The sequence below is a fragment of the Limnohabitans sp. INBF003 genome (assembly GCF_055396645.1).
This window is the reverse complement of sequence record NZ_AP029222.1, coordinates 1,936,727-1,955,276: the sequence shown is the minus strand read 5'-3', so window position 1 is coordinate 1,955,276 and position 18,550 is coordinate 1,936,727. Positions and strand designations below refer to the sequence as shown.

General features: G+C 60.7%; 7 protein-coding genes. 5 read left to right on the top strand and 2 right to left on the bottom strand.

Features of this window, described 5'->3' with window-relative positions; translation table 11 throughout:
* The first annotated feature begins 55 nt into the window (after positions 1 to 55).
* Complete coding sequence (locus tag ACZ5VE_RS08895) at positions 56 to 1,969, top strand: sensor histidine kinase (RefSeq protein WP_464454832.1); 1,914 nt, start codon at positions 56 to 58, stop codon at positions 1,967 to 1,969.
* Entirely contained in the window at positions 1,954 to 2,652 is a 699-nt protein-coding gene (locus ACZ5VE_RS08890; protein WP_464454831.1) for a response regulator transcription factor, read from the top strand. The genes ACZ5VE_RS08895 and ACZ5VE_RS08890 overlap by 16 nt, the downstream gene beginning before the upstream one ends.
* Positions 2,653 to 2,729: 77 nt before the next feature.
* Here the strand turns inward: ACZ5VE_RS08890 and ACZ5VE_RS08885 are convergent, their stop codons facing one another.
* Both ACZ5VE_RS08885 and ACZ5VE_RS08880 read right to left on the bottom strand, forming a co-directional pair.
* Positions 2,730 to 3,050 carry a helix-turn-helix domain-containing protein gene (locus ACZ5VE_RS08885; RefSeq protein WP_464454830.1) on the bottom strand — a complete coding sequence of 107 codons (321 nt, stop codon included), beginning with the start codon at positions 3,048 to 3,050 and terminating at the stop codon, positions 2,730 to 2,732.
* A complete protein-coding gene (locus ACZ5VE_RS08880; RefSeq protein ID WP_464454829.1) occupies positions 3,025 to 3,462 on the bottom strand; it encodes a type II toxin-antitoxin system RelE/ParE family toxin in 438 nt (145 codons plus the stop codon). The genes ACZ5VE_RS08885 and ACZ5VE_RS08880 overlap by 26 nt, the downstream gene beginning before the upstream one ends.
* 289 nt (positions 3,463 to 3,751) lie before the next feature.
* Here ACZ5VE_RS08880 and ACZ5VE_RS08875 point away from each other — a divergent pair, with 289 nt between their 5' ends.
* The 3 genes from ACZ5VE_RS08875 to ACZ5VE_RS08865 are packed head-to-tail and all read left to right on the top strand — an operon-like array spanning position 3,752 to position 18,515.
* Positions 3,752 to 4,048, top strand: coding sequence for a winged helix-turn-helix domain-containing protein (locus ACZ5VE_RS08875; protein ID WP_464454828.1), 297 nt, complete (start codon positions 3,752 to 3,754; stop codon positions 4,046 to 4,048).
* 8 nt (positions 4,049 to 4,056) lie between these two features.
* On the top strand, positions 4,057 to 5,769 hold the full coding sequence (locus ACZ5VE_RS08870; RefSeq protein WP_464454827.1) for a ShlB/FhaC/HecB family hemolysin secretion/activation protein: 1,713 nt from the start codon (positions 4,057 to 4,059) through the stop codon (positions 5,767 to 5,769).
* An 8-nt stretch (positions 5,770 to 5,777) separates the two neighbouring features.
* Complete coding sequence (locus ACZ5VE_RS08865; RefSeq protein WP_464454826.1) at positions 5,778 to 18,515, top strand: autotransporter-associated beta strand repeat-containing protein; 12,738 nt, start codon at positions 5,778 to 5,780, stop codon at positions 18,513 to 18,515.
* Positions 18,516 to 18,550: the final 35 nt, after the last annotated feature.

The following is an 18,550-nucleotide window of genomic DNA, read 5'->3' as shown; positions in this document are numbered from 1 at the left end:
GGCGACATTGTTAACATTCTTGTTGCAATCCAAACCCTGTAAGCCAAAAGAAAACATGTCCAGCCAGCGCCCTTTCGGGCTTTTACTCTGCCGCCTTGTCTGGATCTTTGGCCTGGTGTTGGCTGTGTGGGGACATTCATCCGCCATTGCCCAAGACCACATCCTTGAGAAAGCCTTCTGGACCGACACCACCGGCACCGCCAGCTTTGAGCAGGCCCGCTCGGCCTCCTACCAGCCTTACAAAGGTGTGCTCAGCAAGGGCTTTAGCCTGGATGTGCAGTGGGTCAGGTTGAAGATTGATGGCGTGGAGCCAGGTGTCACCGACAAATTGGTGCTGCGCATTCGCCCGGTTTTTCTCGACCAGATCACGCTTTTTGACCTGCTAGAGGAGGACCCGGTCAGGGCGTCGCGCACCACGGGCGACCGCACGCCATTCGCGGCCACCGAATTCGAATCGCTCAACCACGCCTTCGTCATCCCGGCGCATCAGGCACCGCGCCACGTCTGGTTGCGGCTGTCCACCAGCAGCACGCAGTTGATGCACGTTGAAGCACTCTCTCAACGCGAGATGCTGCGCGAAGAGCATGCCCTGTGGCTGGGCTATTCCGCCTTGCTGGCCGTTCTCTTTTCATGTTTGCTGTGGGTGTTCATCTCCTGGCTGCAAGACCGTGACCCTGTCAATGGTGTCTTTGTCTTGCGCCAGACCGTTTTGCTCGTCTACACCGCTTGCTACCTGGGTTATCACCGCATCTTGTTTGACGGTGTGCTGTCTGCCCAGCAGCAAGATCTTTTTTACAGCTGGGCCCTGTTGTTGTCCACAACGCTGACCATCATTTTTGAGTACCGGCTCTTGCACGAATACGCCATCACGCGTTGGGGGCGCTTTGTGCTGCGCACGGGGTTGGCGGCATCCTTGTTGGTGCTGATCCTCATGCTGATGGGTCGCAGTGATTGGGCTTTCCCCTTCAACACCCTCTTGGTCGGCCTGGGCATGTTGTCCATGTTTGTGATTTCCTTGTTCATCCAACATCAAGCCCCTGTCGATGCCCTGGCTTTGGGCCGCTATCTGCTGCCCAAACGGGCGATTGCAGCTTACTACGGACTGGCGGTCACTTTGCTCGCCGTCACCATCATGCCCAGCTTGGGTCTGATTCAGGGCACCCTGATCTCCATCTACGGTGTGCTCCTTTATGGCTTGCTGTCGGGCTTGGTCATGACCTCGCTGCTCATCGTGCGTTCGCGGCAGATGGAGCGCTTGCGCCGAGAGCAGGCCAATCACCTGTTTCTTTCTCGTGAACAACTCGCCATCGAAACCCGTCGCCGCCAAGACCAATCGCAGCTGCTCAACATGCTCATGCACGAGCTCAAGACGCCCCTGGCCGTGATCGACTTGGCACTCAAGGACCGTGCCGCAACCGACAAAGCCCAAAGCTATGTGGGCCGTGCTATCGACAATATGAAGTCCATCCTTAACCGATGCGTTCAGACCGATCGCCTGGTTGAGCGGCCGTTTGAAGTGCAAGTGCAGCGCTTTGACCTGGCTCGGCAAGTGCGGCAATGGGTGCAAGACAACCCACAGGCCGAGGGGCGAATGGCCCTGCAAATCGTGCCTGCGGCACCCGTCGACACCGACTTGCAATGCGTACAAATCATCGTCAGCAACCTGATTGAAAACGCCCTCAAATACGGCGATCCGCAGCAGCCTGTTGGGGTCAGCTTGCAGCCGCAGCCCCATGCAGATGGGCGCAGCGGCTGGTGCCTGCAGGTGTGCAGCGCGCCTGGCGTGGCTGGCTTGCCCGATGCAGAGAAGCTCTTTGCCAAGTACTACCGCAGCGCGGCAGCCCAGCGCCAGTCCGGCACGGGCTTGGGTTTGTTTCTGTCGCACAATCTGGCCCAACAAATTGGCGCTGCACTGCGCTACCAGCCCACCGACACCCACATCTGCTTTGAACTATGGCTGCCCACCTGAGCATCGTCCTCGTTGAAGACAACGACGACCTGCGCGAACTCACCGCCGACGCGCTGCGCGCCGAAGGCCACCACGTGGTCGCGCTCAGCTGCGCCGAAGAACTCGAAGACAAAGCCCGGGGTGTGGCGGCAGACCTCTTTTTGATCGACCTCAACCTGCCTAGCGAAAACGGCTTCAGCCTCTCGCGCCGCATCCGGCAAGTGCAGCCCCTGGTGGGCATCATCATCGTCTCAGCCCGCTCTGAACTGCAGGACAAGGTCGACGGCTACGACTGCGGCGCCGATGCCTACCTGCCCAAACCTGTGCCGTTTGAAGAACTGCGTGCCGCCATCAGCAGCTTTGCACGCCGCCGCCAGGCCCAGCAAACCACCCAGTTGGGCCCCAAAGGCGGACTGCGCCTACAACAGCGCGAACTGCATGGCCCCTCGGGTCAAGTGCATCTGACCCATGCCGAAGAAAGCCTGCTCACCGCCTTTGCGCGGGCACCCTCAGGCCGACTCGAAAATTGGCAACTGCTCGAACTGTTTGGACTGGACAGCGCCGACGTCAGCAAAACCAGCCTCGAAGTGCGCATCACCCGCTTGCGCAAGAAGCTCAGTCAGGTCGGCGTGGAAGGCCAGTCGCTTGAATCCATCCGCAGCGTGGGCTACCAGCTGCACCTGCCAGTCCAGGTCATCGCCTGATTTGTAGGAGCCCCGCCCTCGGGGCGATTGCGTGCCTGAATCCTGCGCCCCATCGCGGCGAGGGCGCCGCTCCTACATCAGGCCAGCACGGCAAGGCCATGCTTGTTGACGATGTTGAGCAATTTCAGCGCCATGCCGCTGGGCTTTTTGGTCCCGGCTTCCCATTTTTGAACGGTGGATTCGCTGGTGTTGAGATAGATGGCGAAAACGGGTTGGCTGACCTTCACACTCTCTCTGATTTTTTTGATTTGCGCTGCTTCGAGCTGTGGCGTCTGTGCAATGCAAGAAACATCAAAAGCCTTCATGGTGGCCTTGTCAATCGCACCTGCCTTGTGCAAGGCAGCAGCCGACTCATGGATAGACTGCAGAACATCACTTCTGAATTTTTTCTTGCTCATTGCAAATCTCCTGCAAATCTTTTGAATCGATCAAATGGGTTAACTGTTCTTCGCTCAACTTTTCATAGACCTTGGCGAGTTGTTTGAACGCTTGCAGCTCAGACTGAGAAATGTTGGCCGTATCCTTCTTCGCGAACAGATGCTGGTAAATCCATAACTTACCGCCCTTGGCCAATAACACAGAGCGATGCTCATTCTTGTTGATTCTTTTTTTGAAGACACCGCCACCAAGATCATCGGCTTGCCCGGCCATCACCTCCTTGACGGCAGCGCATAAATCTTGGTCAGAAATCAGTGCATCCCCTGCAGTTTTACTGAACCTTTTGGTCTTGAACGCCCTGGGTTTGTATGGATGAGCTGACATCTTTAGTGTAGCACCAGGTGCTATTTTTGGGTTTTCCCCCGTTGTCACTTGTGCGCTTTGGGGGGAGGATTGAACGAGTCTATTTATCGCACTAAAGGATTCAAATTAACAGGGTGGAGACCCTGGAGGGCTTGATGCGCCGAAGATCATGACCAGCCTCATCGCGGCGAGGGCGCCACTCCCACAAAATAAAATGCCTTCATAAGCCTTTAATTTCTTTCATTAACCTTCTATTTGCCAGTTTGTGTTGGCAAATTTAGCAATTTGAAAGCCTTTGAAAGGTTTCTAACAGTTATTTTTCTTTAATCGGCAGCATCTACAAATTCGTCAGCATGCTGTGCTCTCACTTCACAAACTCGATCTGACCGGCCCTGCCGGTACCGTCCGCATCACGGCGACGGAAGCCACTTTGCTCCAAGCCTTTGCGCAGTCGCCCGATGCGCGGCTGGCGTTCGAGCAAGTCGCGCAATGCATGGGCATCGTCCTCAGTGAGGAGCAGAAATCCAACATCCAGGTGCGCATGGTGCGACTGCGCAAAAAGCTGCACGAAGCGGGTGCCGAAGGCGCCGTCATCGAAGCCATTCGCAACGTCGGTTACCAGTTCTTTGACGAACTGGACATCCGCAAATCATGAGCCTGGCCATGAACACAAACACCCGCCTGATCACCGCGCTGCTTGCAGCTTTGCCCACGCTCGTCACTGCAGCCGCCCCCGACGCCGGCTCGGTGCTGCAGCAACTCGAAGCCGGCCCCGGTGGCGCCCTGTTTGCCCCTGCACTCCAAACCCCGGTAGTGCCCACACCGCCCGCAGCCGACCACAGCGGCCCGGTGGTGCGCGTCAACGCCTTTGAGCTGGAAGGCCCCACACTGCTCAGCCCCGGCACCTTGCAAGGCGCATTGAAAGGCTTCACCGGGCAAGACCTGAGCCTCACGCAACTGCAAGAAGCCGCTTGGGTTCTGGTGCAGACCTACCGCGAAGCGGGCTGGTTGGTCAACGCCTTTGTGCCCCAGCAAGAGATCGAAGGCGGCGTGGTCAAGTTGCGTGTGGTCGAAGCACGCCTGGGCCAGGTGCGCATCGCGTTTCCTGAAGGCAAGCTGCCCCGCGAACACATCCAGGCCATGGCCGATGCCCAGCTGACTGTGGGTCAGCCGGTCAACCTGCACCAGGTCGACCGCTTGCTCTTGCTGCTGGACGACATCCCTGGCGTGGTGGCCACCGCCTCCTTTGCCGAAGGTGCACAGGCAGGCCGCACCGATGTGCTGGTCATGTTGGGTGCAGGCAAAGCCCTGGACGCCAACATCACGGCCGACAACTATGGCTCGGTCTCCACCGGTGCCAAGCGCATCAGCGCCAGCATGTCGGTCCACAACGGCGCAGGCTGGGGCGACGCCCTGCAACTGCAAGCCGTGGCCACCGAAGGCAGCCGCTATGGCCGCCTGGCCTACACCTTGCCCGTGGGCCTGCAAGGCGTGCGCGTGGGTGCGCACGCGTCCGACATGCGCTACCACCTGGTGGGCAGCTTTGCCGCGCTGCAAGCCAGTGGTTCGGCCCAAAGCTGGGGCACAGACCTCACAGCCCCACTCATTCGCCAGCCCGAGCGCAACCTGAGCGCCCAGCTCAGCGCCGACCGCAAACGCTTTGACAACCTGGCCTTGGCCAACAGCGGGGCCAGCGAAGCGACGACGGTGTCGCACTACCGGCTGGACGTGCTGCGCACAGGCCTTGTGGGCAACTGGATCGATCGCGCCCTGCGTCCGGCACAAAACACCGCCAGCGTGCAAAGCAGCTGGGGCAGGGTGGACCTGACGAATTCGCCCAACGGCACAGCAGACGCCAACGCGGCCCACACAGCCGGTTGGTTTCACAAGCTCAACGCCAACTACAACCGCGAGCAAAGCCTGATGGGGCAGACCAGTGCCTACCTGCAGGCGGCTGCCCAATGGGCCAAAAGCAACCTCGACTCGTCCGAGAAGTTGTACCTCGGCGGTGCATCGGGCGTGCGCGCTTACCCCAGCAACGAAGCGGGCGGCAGCACCGGCGCCACCGCCACCGTGGGGCTCAAGCACCGCTTGAACGAGGCCTTCACGCTCAACGCCTTTGCCGACTGGGGCCGCATCCAGGTCTACAAGAACAACCTGAACGCCGCAGGCAGCGCCATCAGCACAGTCAACACCCAGAGCCTGCAAGGCAAGGGCCTCAGCCTGAACTGGCGCAGCCTGCAAGGCCATGAACTGGCCGCCACCTGGAGCCGCCGCTCGGGGCAAAACCCCGCAGCCCACCCCAGCACCGGTGCCGACAGCGATGGCACCCGCACTTTGAATCGTTTGTGGCTGTCTGCCGCGCTGAACTTCTGAACAAGACCATGAACCACGTCTACCGCCTCAAACGATCCGGCCGCACCCAGCAACTGCAACCTGTGCCCGAGACCGCACGCAGTGCCAGCAAGGGATCTGCCAGCACCGGCAAAACTCTGGGCCAAAGCGTGGGCAGCACGCTGGCCAGCTTTGCGCTCAGCGGACTGGCCAGCCTGGCCTATGCACAGCAAGCCCCGCCAGCGGTCAACCAACTGCCCCAAGGCGGCGTGGTCACACGCGGCAGCGCCAACATCAACACCAACGTCACGCCTGCAGGCAACGCACTGATGACGGTGAACCAGGCCAGCAACCGTGCGGTGATCGACTGGGCCAGCTTCAACGTGGGCAGCCAGGCCAAGGTGCAGTTCAACCAGCCCGGCGCCAGCGCGGTCACGCTCAACAACATCCTGGGTAACAACGCCAGCCAGATCTACGGGCAAATCAGCGCCAACGGCCAGGTGTTCCTGAGCAACCCCAACGGCATCTACTTCTCGCCCACGGCGCAGGTCAACGTGGGCGGCTTGGTCGCCGCCACGGGCAAAGCCAACGCCGACGACTTCATGGCGGGCAAGGCCAGCTTCAACCGCGACGGCAACACCGCAAGCGTCATCAACCAAGGTCAATTGAAAGCCGCGCTGGGCGGTTACATCGCGCTGCTCGCGCCCGAGGTGCGCAACCAAGGCGTTGTCATTGCACAAGCGGGCACCGTGGCACTGGCCTCAGGCGAGGCCATCACGCTCAGCTTCAACAACACAGGCACAGGTTTAGCAGGCATCACCACCACGCCCCAAGCCATTGCGACGCTGGTGGAAAACCGCAGCGCCGTGCTGGCCGAAGGCGGGCAGATCATTTTGTCGGCGCACGCGCTGGCCAGCTTGCAAGGCGCAGTCGTCAAAAACAGCGGGCAACTGAGCGCCACCAGCCTGAGCGACAAGGGCGGAAAAATCGTCTTGATGGCCGACAAGATCGAACTGACAGGCACCAGCAAGATCGACGCCAATGGCGCAACCGGCGGCGGCACCGTGCTGGTGGGCGGCGACTGGCAAGGCACAGGCGACACGCGCCAGGCGACAAAAGTGACGATGGCGCAGGGCGCGAGCATCGAGGCCAATGCCACAAGCCAAGGCGATGGCGGCAAGGTGGTGTTGTGGAGCGATGTACACAACGCCAACAGCGTGACTGCTGCGCACGGCACCATCCAAGCAGAAGCCGGCCCACGCGGAGGTAAAGGGGGGCAGGTCGAGACGTCCGGCCATCATCTGAATGTGGATGGCCTGCAAGTCAGCACGCAAGCCCCACAAGGTGTAGCAGGCCTGTGGTTGCTAGACCCTTATGACATCACGATCAGTGGCGCTTCGGGTACCTCCATCGCGGGTGACTACACCTCTGGGGCCACCAGTACCCTCTTGGCCAGCAGCATCACCGCAGCGCTGGCCAGTGGCAACGTCACTGTGGCCACAGGAGGTACAACAGGCGACGGCCTGGGCAGTGGCAACATCAAGGTTCTGGCCGACCTCAGCTGGTCCACGGCCAATGTGCTGACGTTGCAGGCCCATGGCGGCATCAGCTCAGGCACCTCTGTCTACGGCACAGGGGCCATCAGCATGACGGGGGCGGCGGGCGCCGGCGTGGTGTTCAACCAGGCTGGGGATTCCCTCTATGCAGGCGCCCTCAGCGGGACCAATGCCACGGTGACCAAAAAGGGGGCCGGCACATTGACCCTGCTCGGCTCGAACAGCCACATGTCCACCGACATCCAGGTCGGCATTTTGAGGTTGGGTAACTATGGGTCCGCATTGGGGAACACCAGCGCCACCGGGACCGTGACGGTGCACAACGGCGCGGCATTGGACCTCAATGGCAACAACATTGGCAATGCAGTTGCCAAGCCTCTCAGCATCAGCGGCACAGGGGTGAATGGCGGTGGCGCCTTGATGAACAGCAGCAGTTTTGCTGCCTACTATGGTTCCCTCGGCAATGGACTGCTGACTTTGGCTGCTGACAGCGCCATCGTGGCGGAGGCTGGGTCAATTACCCTTGGCAGCACAGGCACCATCAACAGCAGCTACACCTTGACCCTCGGCGGGGCAGCAGGGGGGGGGCTTTCCAGCATTTACAGTGGGACCGGCTCGCTCGTCAAACTGGGCGTGGGCAAATGGACACTGTACGGATCGAATACCTACAGCGGCGAAACGCGCATTTATGGGGGCATTCTCAGGTCACAGAACAACACATCGTTGGGCACGAGTGCCGTCACGGTCTACAGCGGTGGAACGCTCGATTTTGGGAGCAACGTTCCGACCGGTGCCACCAGCCTGACCCTGAATGGTATGGGGGCGAACGGCATTGGCGCCTTGGTGGCCATTGGCGGCCCAAATAACGCTACAGCTGCTGCCTACAACAATCCGGTGGTTTTGGGTTCTGACAGTGCCATGGGTGGTGACTCGCCCCTGATTCTGACCAATGCAGGGGGCGTGACTGGGGCGTACACATTGACCCTTGGCGGCACGTCACTGTCGACCTACTCCAGCATCTCTGGCCCGCTCGGTATTGCTGCCTTGGTCAAAAAAGACGCTGGCACCTGGAAACTGTCTGGCGACAGCACATTCACCGGCGGGACCACGGTCACCGGAGGCAAACTTCAGGCCAATGCAGCGGGTGGGTCTCATGTGTTTGGTGCATCGAGCAATCCGATCACCATTAATGCGGCCAGCCCGGGCACCAGCGCCACGCTGGATTTGTCGACTTATTCGCAAACAGCAGGTGCTGTGACCATCGGCGTCAATGGCGGTTCGATCACAGGCTTTAGCGTAGAGTTGACCGGGACCAGCTACACCATCAACAACACCGGAGCCAACGCCGCCTCGATACAACCCGTGTTGGGTGGGGCAGGGGTTTCGCTCACCAAAAACGGCACCGGTACGCTGGTATTGACCGGCATCAACACCTACACAGGCAGTACGACCATCAACGCGGGAACCGTGCAAGTGGGCAGCGGCACTGGTTCAGCTGCGGCCATTGCCTCGGCGAGCGCCATTGCCATCAGTGCGGGGGCCACACTGGCTTACAACTTGCCCTTGGGGGCGTCAGGTCTCACGGCCCCCAACACCCTCAGCGGGGCAGGCACGATCGCCAACATGTATGCCATGGCCACCAATAACCTCAGCCTGACAGGCGCCAACCTCACGGGCTTCACGGGCACGTACATCGCGACGGTCAATGAGGCGGGTGCCGCGCCACCCTATATCGGTGGGATCACATTGACGAGTTCGCCGGTGCTGTCGAACAACGCGTTCGTGGTCAACACCACCGGTTACGCCTCAGCCTTCACAACCAGCAATGTCTTTTCTTGGTCGGGCACCCCCAGCGGCGCACCCAGATCGTTGAGTTTGAATGGCGTCTCCGTGAATTCGGGGGCCACGGCGGTGGGGGGCACTTTGACCTTGAATGCCAGCAACATCACGGTGGGTGCCGGCTATACGTGGTCATTGAACAACAATGGGGTGGTCAGCAATTTCACGTCCACAGCCTCGCCGGATGCCAGCACCACCAACTTGACAGGCAACGCCACGGCCACCGTGGCCCCTGGCGTGACCGCAGTCAAGAGTGGCCAGATCAGCGGTGCGTTCGGTCTGACCGTCAACGGCGGCGGTACGCTGAAACTCAGCGGTGCCAACACTTACAGCGGGGGCAGCATGGTCAGTGCTGGCACCTTGCAGGCGGGCAGTGCCACGGCATTTGGCTCTGGCGCCGTCACGGTGGCCAGTGGTGCGGCGGTCGACCTCAACGGCCAAACCATGACCAGCACGGGCCGCCTGACCTTGAACGGCACAGGGCTTGCCAGTGGTGGCGCTTTGACAAACAGCAGCGCCACGGTCGCCACCTATGCGGGTTTGTTGTCCTTGGGCTCGGATGCTTCGATTGTGGGCGGCAGCGGGAGCATTGTGCTGAGCAACACAGGCACCTTCATCGGGGCCACCTACGGCTTGACGCTGGGGGGTGCCGTCGGTGGCAGCGTGGCCAGCGCCATTGGCACCACCACTGGCACGCTGACCAAGATCGATGCAGGCACCTGGACCCTGAGCGGAGCCAACACTTACAGCGGTGCCACCAGCATCAGCGCGGGTATTTTGAAGGCGGGCAGTGCCACGGCATTTGGCACGGGCGGCATCCGCGTCAGCCCAAATGCGGTGCTGGACCTTAATGGTCAGACCATGACCAGCACGGGTGGGCTGACCTTGAACGGTACGGGCGTGACCTCCAGTGGTGCACTGATCAACAGTGCCAGCGCTGCGGCAAGCTATGCAGGCCTGGTGACTTTGGGCTCCAACAGCTCCATCATCGGTGGCGCAGGCAGCATCACACTATGCCATCCAGGCACGATCACTGGCGATGGTTTCAGCCTCACCCTGGGCGGTGCACAGGGGGGCAGCATCGCCAGCGTGATTGGCACCAACACAGGCAGTGTGTCATTGTCTTCGGGTTCCAGCACCACTGTCTGGACATTGAGCGGCGCCAACACCTACAGCGGTGGCACGACCATTACCACCGGCACTTTGAAGGTGGGCAGCAGCACGGCCTTGGGCACGGGTGCGGTCACTGTTCAAGCTGTTGGTGTTGGAACTGCGCTGGATCTCAATGGCCAAACCATGACGAGTGTGGGCGGGCTGTCTCTGGCAGGCACTGGTGTTAACTCAGATGGGGCACTGCGCAACAGCAGCAAGACCGAGGCCACTTACGCAGGGCTCGTCAGGCTGACCAATGCGAGTTTCATCATTGGTGATACCGGCTCGATTGCGTTGACCAGCCCTTACAGCATCTATGCGGGCAATCAGTTGACGTTGGGTGGTGCGGTGGGGGGCCGCATTGACAGTGCCATGTTCACAGGGCTTATCAAAAATGACGTGGGCACATGGACTTTGACGGGTGCGTATCTGTTCAACGGGGGTTACACCATCTCGAATGGGACGCTGCAAACCGGCAACGGCGGCACGGGCGGCGCCTTGCCTTACTCTGGCACGATCACCATGAATCCGGTGGTCGGCAGCAGTGCCGCCTTGTTGGTCAATTTGTCTGATGGAGCATCGACCCCTGCCACCATCGCCGTAGCAGCAGGAAGAGGTGCCGCGACGGTTTCCAACGTGGCTTATGGCAGCACCTTGAAATTCACCGGTGCCATGACGTCAAGCACTGTGTATGTGAACTTTGCCGCTTCTGTAGACGAATCGACTTCCACGCCTTCCGTGGCTTCGATCGTCTTGCCCAGCGGACCGAATTTCTTGAACAAAACCTTGAGCGTCAACACCAAGGGCTACCAGTCGTCTTTGACCAGTGTCCCGGTGATCACTTGGGCAGGCACTTCGACCAACACCCCCACCCTCAATATCAACGGCAATGTGGTCACTTCGGCGGTATCGAGTGTGGGCGGCACGCTGACCTTGAACGCCAGCAACCTGTCGCTGGGTGCTGGCTACCTGTGGACATTGACCAACAACAATTCAATGACCAGCGGCTACACGTCTGCAACAGATTCTGCGGGGGCCACTCTGACGGGCAATGCCGTCGCCACGATAGCCCCCGGCGCCTCTGTGACCCAAAGCGGCACGATCACGGGTGCTTACAGCCTATCTGTCGTGGGCAACGGTACTTTGACGCTGAGCGGTGCGGGCAACAATTACAGCGGAGGCACCAATGTCAACGCAGGCAGCACCTTGAGGGCCGGCAGTGACTCGGCTTTGGGTTCCGGCGCGATCACGGTGGCCAGTGGCGCGAGCTTGGACTTGGGTGGCAGGAACTTGGCGAGTGCGGGGACCTTGACCCTGAGTGGCGCGGGCATCAACAACAGTGGTGCGCTGATGAACAGCGGTGGCGCGGCCTCTTATGGTGGCCGAGTCGCATTGGGGGCGGACACCTCCATCGTCGGCGGCAGCGGCACCATTGCGCTCACCAGCACATCGATGACTGGCATCACGGGTGCTTATGCGCTCACTTTGGGTGGTGTGCAGGGCGGCAGCATTGGCACGGCCATCAATACCGGCACGGGTACTGTGACCAAACAAGACGCCGGCACGTGGACGCTGTCAGGCTACAACACCTACAGTGGCGGCACCTTCATCAACGGTGGAACGCTGCAGATCGGCATTGACGACAACCTGGGCGCTGTGCCGGGCACGGCGGCAACCAACATCACCATCAACGGCGGCACACTCGCCATGGCGGGTCAGTCCAATGCGGTTTTCATCAATGCCAACCGCCGCATCAGCATCGGCAGCTCAGGGGGCGCCATTGCCAACAACGGTGCTTATGCGCTGGATGTTCTCGGTAACATCAGCTCCACGGGGGCGGTCACGCTCACGGGTGGTGACATCACGTTTGGCAACATCGCTGTCAGCAATGCCTCGCCCATCTTGGTCAAATCCACGGGCAACATTGTGCAAAGTGCATCGAGCACAGTGTCCACCGCAGGGGGCGCCATCACTTATTGGGCTGACAGCGACGGCAGTGGCGATGGCAAGATCACGGTGTCCAACGGTGTGTCGGGCTCTCAGACCCAGATCAATGCCAACGGCGGCAGCATTGTGCTGGGCGGAGGCTCAGGTGCCAGTGCTGCAGCAGGAATGGCTCGCGGCTTGAATGGCGTCTATGTGGGCAATGACGCCAGCGTGCTGGCGGGTACCGGCAGCGTCACGATTCAAGGCGAGGCCAACGCGAGCGGTGCCTCCGGGGGGGTGTATATAGGCAGCAGCAGCACGGTGTCGGGTGCCAATGTCACCATGATCGGAACGGGCTATGCCAACTCCAGCGCCAGCAGCTACGGCGTGCGGTTGCTGGGCACAGCCTCGGCCAGCAACCTGCTCACCATCAACGGCACGGGGGGCGGTACGGCGTCCACCTCGACCAGCAACGGAAACAATTACGGCGTCTTTTTTTATGGCGGTGTGGCCGAGGCCACGGGCGCAGGCAACGTGGTCATCAACGGCACGGGCGGCGGTTATGTGCCCGGCGCGGGCAACCACGGCCTTTACATGCAGGCTTACCCGTCGGCAACCAGCATCCGTTCTGTGACGGGTTCGGTGCTTGTCACTGCGACAGCAGGCCCAGCCAGTTCGACTGGAGCCAGTTTGGGTTATTCGATGCCGACGAACACGGGCAGCGTCACCCTGGGGGGCAGCACACAAACCGGGGCGCTGACGCTGCGCTCTGACAGCTGGAATTTCGGACCCACGACCATTGAGGGTTCAGGGGTTGTGACGCTGGAGCCCTTGACGGGCAGTACCTCATTTGCGTCTACGGGTCTGAATTTGACGTATGTGACCCTTTCTCCAACGATCAACGCTTTGACCTTGGGCAAAGCGGGCAACACGGCCCGCGTGGCTGTGGGCCCAGAAGGCCCTGGTGTGACGTTTCCGGTGACTTCTTACAGCGTGGCAGGCCCCATCAGCATTTATGGCGACATTTATCTGGGCACGCCCTTGGCCACCACGGGCACAGGGGCCAACGGTCTGGTGACTTTGTCGGGTAACGTGACCGAGGTCGAAAACGGCAAGTTGACGGCACCTTCTTTGCTGCTGTTGGGCACAGGTGCGTCCAATGTGGCGATGTCCAATCAGTACTCGCCTAAAGGTAACCTGATTGGCACCCTGTCGGGCAGCGGTCTGGGCACGGTGGGCATCGACAACGGCTCCTTTGGCACGGCAACGGGTGCAGGCGCACTCACGGTGGGCACTGTGGGTGGGGTGTCGGGTTTGTCGGCCACAGGCACGGTGACCCTGAACACTTACAGAGACAACCTCACCTTGGTCAACGACGTGGTGAGCACGAACACTGGCACATCAGCAGTCACGCTCAGCGCCGGGCGCTACATGGCCGTGGGTGATGTGACCAATGGGAATGTGATCCTCAATGGCGGCACCATCACCACAGGCACGGGTGGCCGGGCGGTGGTCTACACCGGCTCGGTGGCGGGCAGCACCGGCGTTGGGGCTTTGGTGGGTTCGGGCAGCGGGCGTTTCCGTTATGGCTCCACCGCACTGGCCACCTTTTCAATGACCAACTACACCACGGCCTTGGACAGTTCAGGTTATTACGCCATCTACCGCGAGCGGCCCACGGTGACATGGACCAGCAGCACGGGCCAGACCATCGCCTATGGCGCCACCCCGGTGAGTCCAACAGCCGATGCGTTGGCGGGCTTTGTCAACGGCGACACGATCGACACCACGGGCGCTTTGCGCTTGGCTTCAGACAACAGCTTGGCCAGCGTCAACGCCAGCGGCCTTTACAACGTGGGCAGCTATGTCTACAGCCGCACGGAGGGCGCCAAAGGCTTGGGTTATCTGGTGAATAACCCAGCACTCACCATTGGTCGAGCCGTCGTCACGGTCACGGCCAACGACGCCACCAAGATTTATGACGGGCTGGGGTATTCGGGGGGCAACGGCGCGCGCTACAGCGGTTTTGTGGGCGCTGACACCGCTGGCAATTCGCTCAGGGGCACTTTGACTTACTCGGGTACATCACAAGGCGCGGTGAACGCTGACACCTATGTCATCACTCCGGGGGGGCAGACGCTGGCGAACTATGCAGCCCTCAACTACACACTGTCGTATGCCCCTGGCACGCTCACCGTGGCCAAGGTACCGTTGACGGTGCGCATCAACAACGATGCCCGCTTTTTGACGGAGACCGATGCGGCAGCTTATGCCGGAGCCAGCTACGCGGGGTTTGTGGCCCGGCAAACGCCATCGGTCTTGGGGGGGGCTTTGACCATTTCACGCACGGGTGGAGACACGCTGGCGGGCACATACAACGGCGTGCTCATGGGCAGTGGCCTCACGTCGGGTAATTACAGCTTCAATTACGTGCCTGGCAGCTACACCATCGTGCCGGCCGACCAGCTGCTGGTGAAGGTGAGCAACACTGCAGCCACTTACGCCAGCGAACCGGTCTACACCGTGGCATCGGCCAAGTATTTCAGGTCCAGCACCAATTCGCTGGTGGATTTGACAGGTCGTGTGCAGATTACAGGCAACGCGTTCTCGCTCAATGACGGTGCAGGCGGCACGACCGCGTTCACGCTGGGAGCCGCGTCGCCATCGCTCAGCTTGGGTGGCCAACTCAATGTGGGGGCCTACCAGTTGGGCTCGTCGGGCATTGTCACCAATGCCAACTACAGCAATACCATGACGCTGACGGGCGCATTGCAGGTCAACCCCAAGGCCGTCACGGCCGCAGTGACCAGCAGTGTGAATAAAACCTATGACGGCACACTGGGCTTGAATGGCCTCACGCTGGGCGTGACGGGTGCTGTCACGGGCGATGCCTTGGGGGCGAACGGTGCTGGTGCTTATGGCGCCAAAGACGTTGGCACGGGCCTGGGCTATAGCGTCAATAACATCGCCTTGGCGGGTGCAGACGCACGCAACTATGTGCTGACGGACAGTGTCACCCACGCCGCCAGCAACACGCTGACGGGCAGCAATGGCGTCATTTCCGCAGTGCCGCTCACGGTCGCCGCCAGCAATGCGAGCAAAACCTATGACGGGCTGGCTTACAGCGGCGGCAATGGCGTGACTTTCAGCGGCTTCGTTAACAACGAAACTGCAGTCGACTTGGGCGGTGCATTGGCCTATGGCGGCACCTCGCAAACAGCGACCAACGCTGGGACTTACAGCATCATCCCCTCGGGCTACAGCAGCACGAACTACAGCATTGGCTATGTCAATGGTGCGCTGACCATCGCCCCCGCGAACGTGTCGGCCATCGTGGGCGCATTGCAAGGCTCGGTGAGCAAGGTCTATGACGGCACCCAGGTGGCGACGTTGAATTCGGGCCACTATGAATTGAGCGGCTGGGTTGGCCTGGACGGCGCGACGGTGACGCGCACGCTGGGCAGTTATGACACGACCTCTGCAGGCACCTACAAGACGGTCACGGTGAATTTGACCAGCGCCGACTATGCGCTCAACCCGGGCACGCTTTTGTCGAACTACATCTTGCCGACCACCATCAGTGGCCCGGTGGGCTTGATCACAGCCAAACCCGTGACGGTGACCAGCACTGCGCGCACTTCCACCTATGACGCTGTCAGTACCTATGGTTCCTTGGCCAGTGGCGTAGCCTTCAGCACCAGCGATTTGGTGGGCGCTGATGTGGTGGGTTCGGTCACCCAGTCCGCCAGCGGCACGGGTGTCACATCCTCGGGCGTGGCGCAGGCGGGCAGCTTCAGCGTGACGCCCAGCCGTGCCGTGATGGGCGTGGGCAACCCTAACAACTACAGCTTCAGCTACGTGGACAGTGTGTACACGGTCAACCCTGTGGTGGTGACGGTCCGCTCGATGACCGGAGCCTTGCAAGGGGCGGTGAACAAGGTGTACGACGGCACCAACGCAGCCACTTTGTCGTCAGCCAACTATGCGCTGACGGGTTGGGTGGGCTCTGACGGTGCGACAGTCACGCGCACGCTGGGCAGTTACGACACGGTCAATGTGGGCACAGGCAAGACGGTGACGGTCATGCTGAGCCACAGTGATTTTCAGGCCAGCGGCTCCACACAGCTGTCCAACTATCTGTTGCCCACCATGGTCAGCGGCGCAGTCGGCAGCATCACCAAGGCCACGCTCACCCCCAGCATCACGGCCAGCAGCAAGGTTTACGACACCACAACAGACGCGACCGGCTCGGTGAGCCTCGCAGGTGTGTTCAGCGCAGACGCCGCTTCAGCCAGCGCTGTGGCAGCCAGCTACAGCTTTGACACTGCCAACGTGGGCACGGGCAAGACCGTGACCGTCAGCGGCATCAGCTTGGGCGTGGGTATTGCGAGCAATTACCAGTTGTCTAGCACCCAGGCCGCTGGCTTGGCCAACATCACGCCTGCGCCTTTGACGGTGACCGCCATCAACAGTGCCAAGTTTGTGACGCAAGGTGACCAGCCCGGTTACGGTGGCTATGCCGTCACGGGCTTGCTGGGTGGGCAAACGCCAGCAAATGCGGGCATCAGCGCTGGCGTGACGGTGTCGCGCTCCAACAGTGCAACCCACGCACCAGGTGAATACATTGGTGTTTTGGTCCCTGTTGGCAACGCCACCATTGGCAACTATGCGGTGAGCTATGTGCCTGGTACTTACACCATCGTGCCTGCCAGACAACTGCTGGTGCAAGCCACCAGCAGCAGCACCACGTATGGCACAGCGGGCATCCCGGTTTTGGCTTCAGTCTCTTATTTGGACGACAGCAGCAACACCATCACAGACCTGACGCTGAGCAGTCAGGCGGTGGTTGGCGGCAACACCGTCTACACCTACAGTGATGGGGCCAGTGGCACGGTGAGTTTCTCTGCTGCACCTGCGGGCACAAGTCTTTCGGCAGGCGGCTTTGTCAATGTGGGCTCTTATGGGTTGGCGGCGAGCAACTTCAGCAAAACCACCAGCAACCTGATAACCAACACGGTCACGATGACCGGCAACTTCATGGTGCAGCCATTGGCTACGACTGTGGCGGCCACGCCCGGTGTGACCGCTTACAACAGCGCGACGCAGACCCAGTCCATCACCAGTGGCCTGCTCAGTGGTGATGCTGTGAGCATTGCAGGTGCTGTCCGCCAACGCAACGCAGGCTCTTACACCTCGGCCTTGTCGCTGTCGGGCAACGATGCCGCCAACTACCGCGTGACCTATGCCAACAGCAACTACACCATCACCCCCGTTGTGTTGAATGCCACTTTCGCGGCTGCAGACAAGGTGTATGACGGCAACACCACGGCCAGCTTGTCATCGACCGACAACCGCTTGGGCAGCGATGTCTTGACCGTGTCGGCCACAGGCCGCTTTGCCGACAAGAACGTGGGCACGGCCAAGCAGGTCACTGTGTCGGCTGTCTCGCTCAGCGGCGCTGATGCCGCCAACTACACCGTCAGCACCACGTCCAGCACCACGGCCAACATCACACGGCTGCAACAGGTGTCGTGGGTTGGCGGCTCCTCTGGCAGCTGGTTTGACCCGGCCAACTGGGCAGGCGGCGCAGTGCCCGATTTGGCCAACGTGGCCAACGTGACGATCCCACTGGGCGTGACAGTCAACTTTGACAACCTGCCCGCAGGTGCAACGCAAGCGGGCTTGGTTCAGCTGGACAGCTTGGGCACTGCAGGCAGTTTGAATGTATCGGAGGGTGCCTTGAATGTGGGTGCAGGCGGTGTAACTCTCGACGCTTTGACGCAGTCGGGGGGCGCATTGACCACGCCCGGTGCAGTGCGAGTGACCCGCCTGAGCCAGTCAGCTGGCAGCTTGTCTGCCGGCAGCCTGAGCACGATTGCGCCATTCAGCCACACAGGCTCGGGCAACCTTATGGTGGCGGGCCAAGTGGTTCCAAACAGCAACAGCAACAGCAGTTCAGATGTCAGCAACCTGCCGCTGTTGCCACTGGTGTTGACCCCTGCTGTGCATCAGGGACAAGAGGCGTATCAGGTGACGGTGCTCAAACTGCCACAAGGCGATGAGCAAGGCACGGTCCACATTGCACTGCGCGATGGATTGGCTGATGTTGAAGTCCCACTGCCTGAAGACTTGCAGGACTGGATCAAGGCTGCAGGCTCTGATCTGAGCTTGTTGGGCGCTGAGGAGGGTATTGAGTTGTCAGCGAACCGCAGTGCCATTCGTCTTTCCGCTTCGCCCGAGCGCCGCTTTCCCTTGCAATTGGCCATGCAGGCAGGTGAGCAGCGTGTGTCAGTTCGGATCGTGCAGAGACCTTGATACGATCGGTATTCAATTTGTGATTTTTTGGAGTT

Bases quoted from the DNA above. Each gene is read 5' to 3' on its own strand.
- ACZ5VE_RS08895 (WP_464454832.1), top strand. From the start codon at position 56: ATGTCCAGCCAGCGCCCTTTCGGGCTTTTACTCTGCCGCCTTGTCTGG.
- ACZ5VE_RS08890 (WP_464454831.1), top strand. From the start codon at position 1,954: ATGGCTGCCCACCTGAGCATCGTCCTCGTTGAAGACAACGACGACCTG.
- ACZ5VE_RS08885 (WP_464454830.1), bottom strand. From the start codon at position 3,050: ATGAGCAAGAAAAAATTCAGAAGTGATGTTCTGCAGTCTATCCATGAG.
- ACZ5VE_RS08870 (WP_464454827.1), top strand. From the start codon at position 4,057: ATGAACACAAACACCCGCCTGATCACCGCGCTGCTTGCAGCTTTGCCC.
- ACZ5VE_RS08865 (WP_464454826.1), top strand. From the start codon at position 5,778: ATGAACCACGTCTACCGCCTCAAACGATCCGGCCGCACCCAGCAACTG.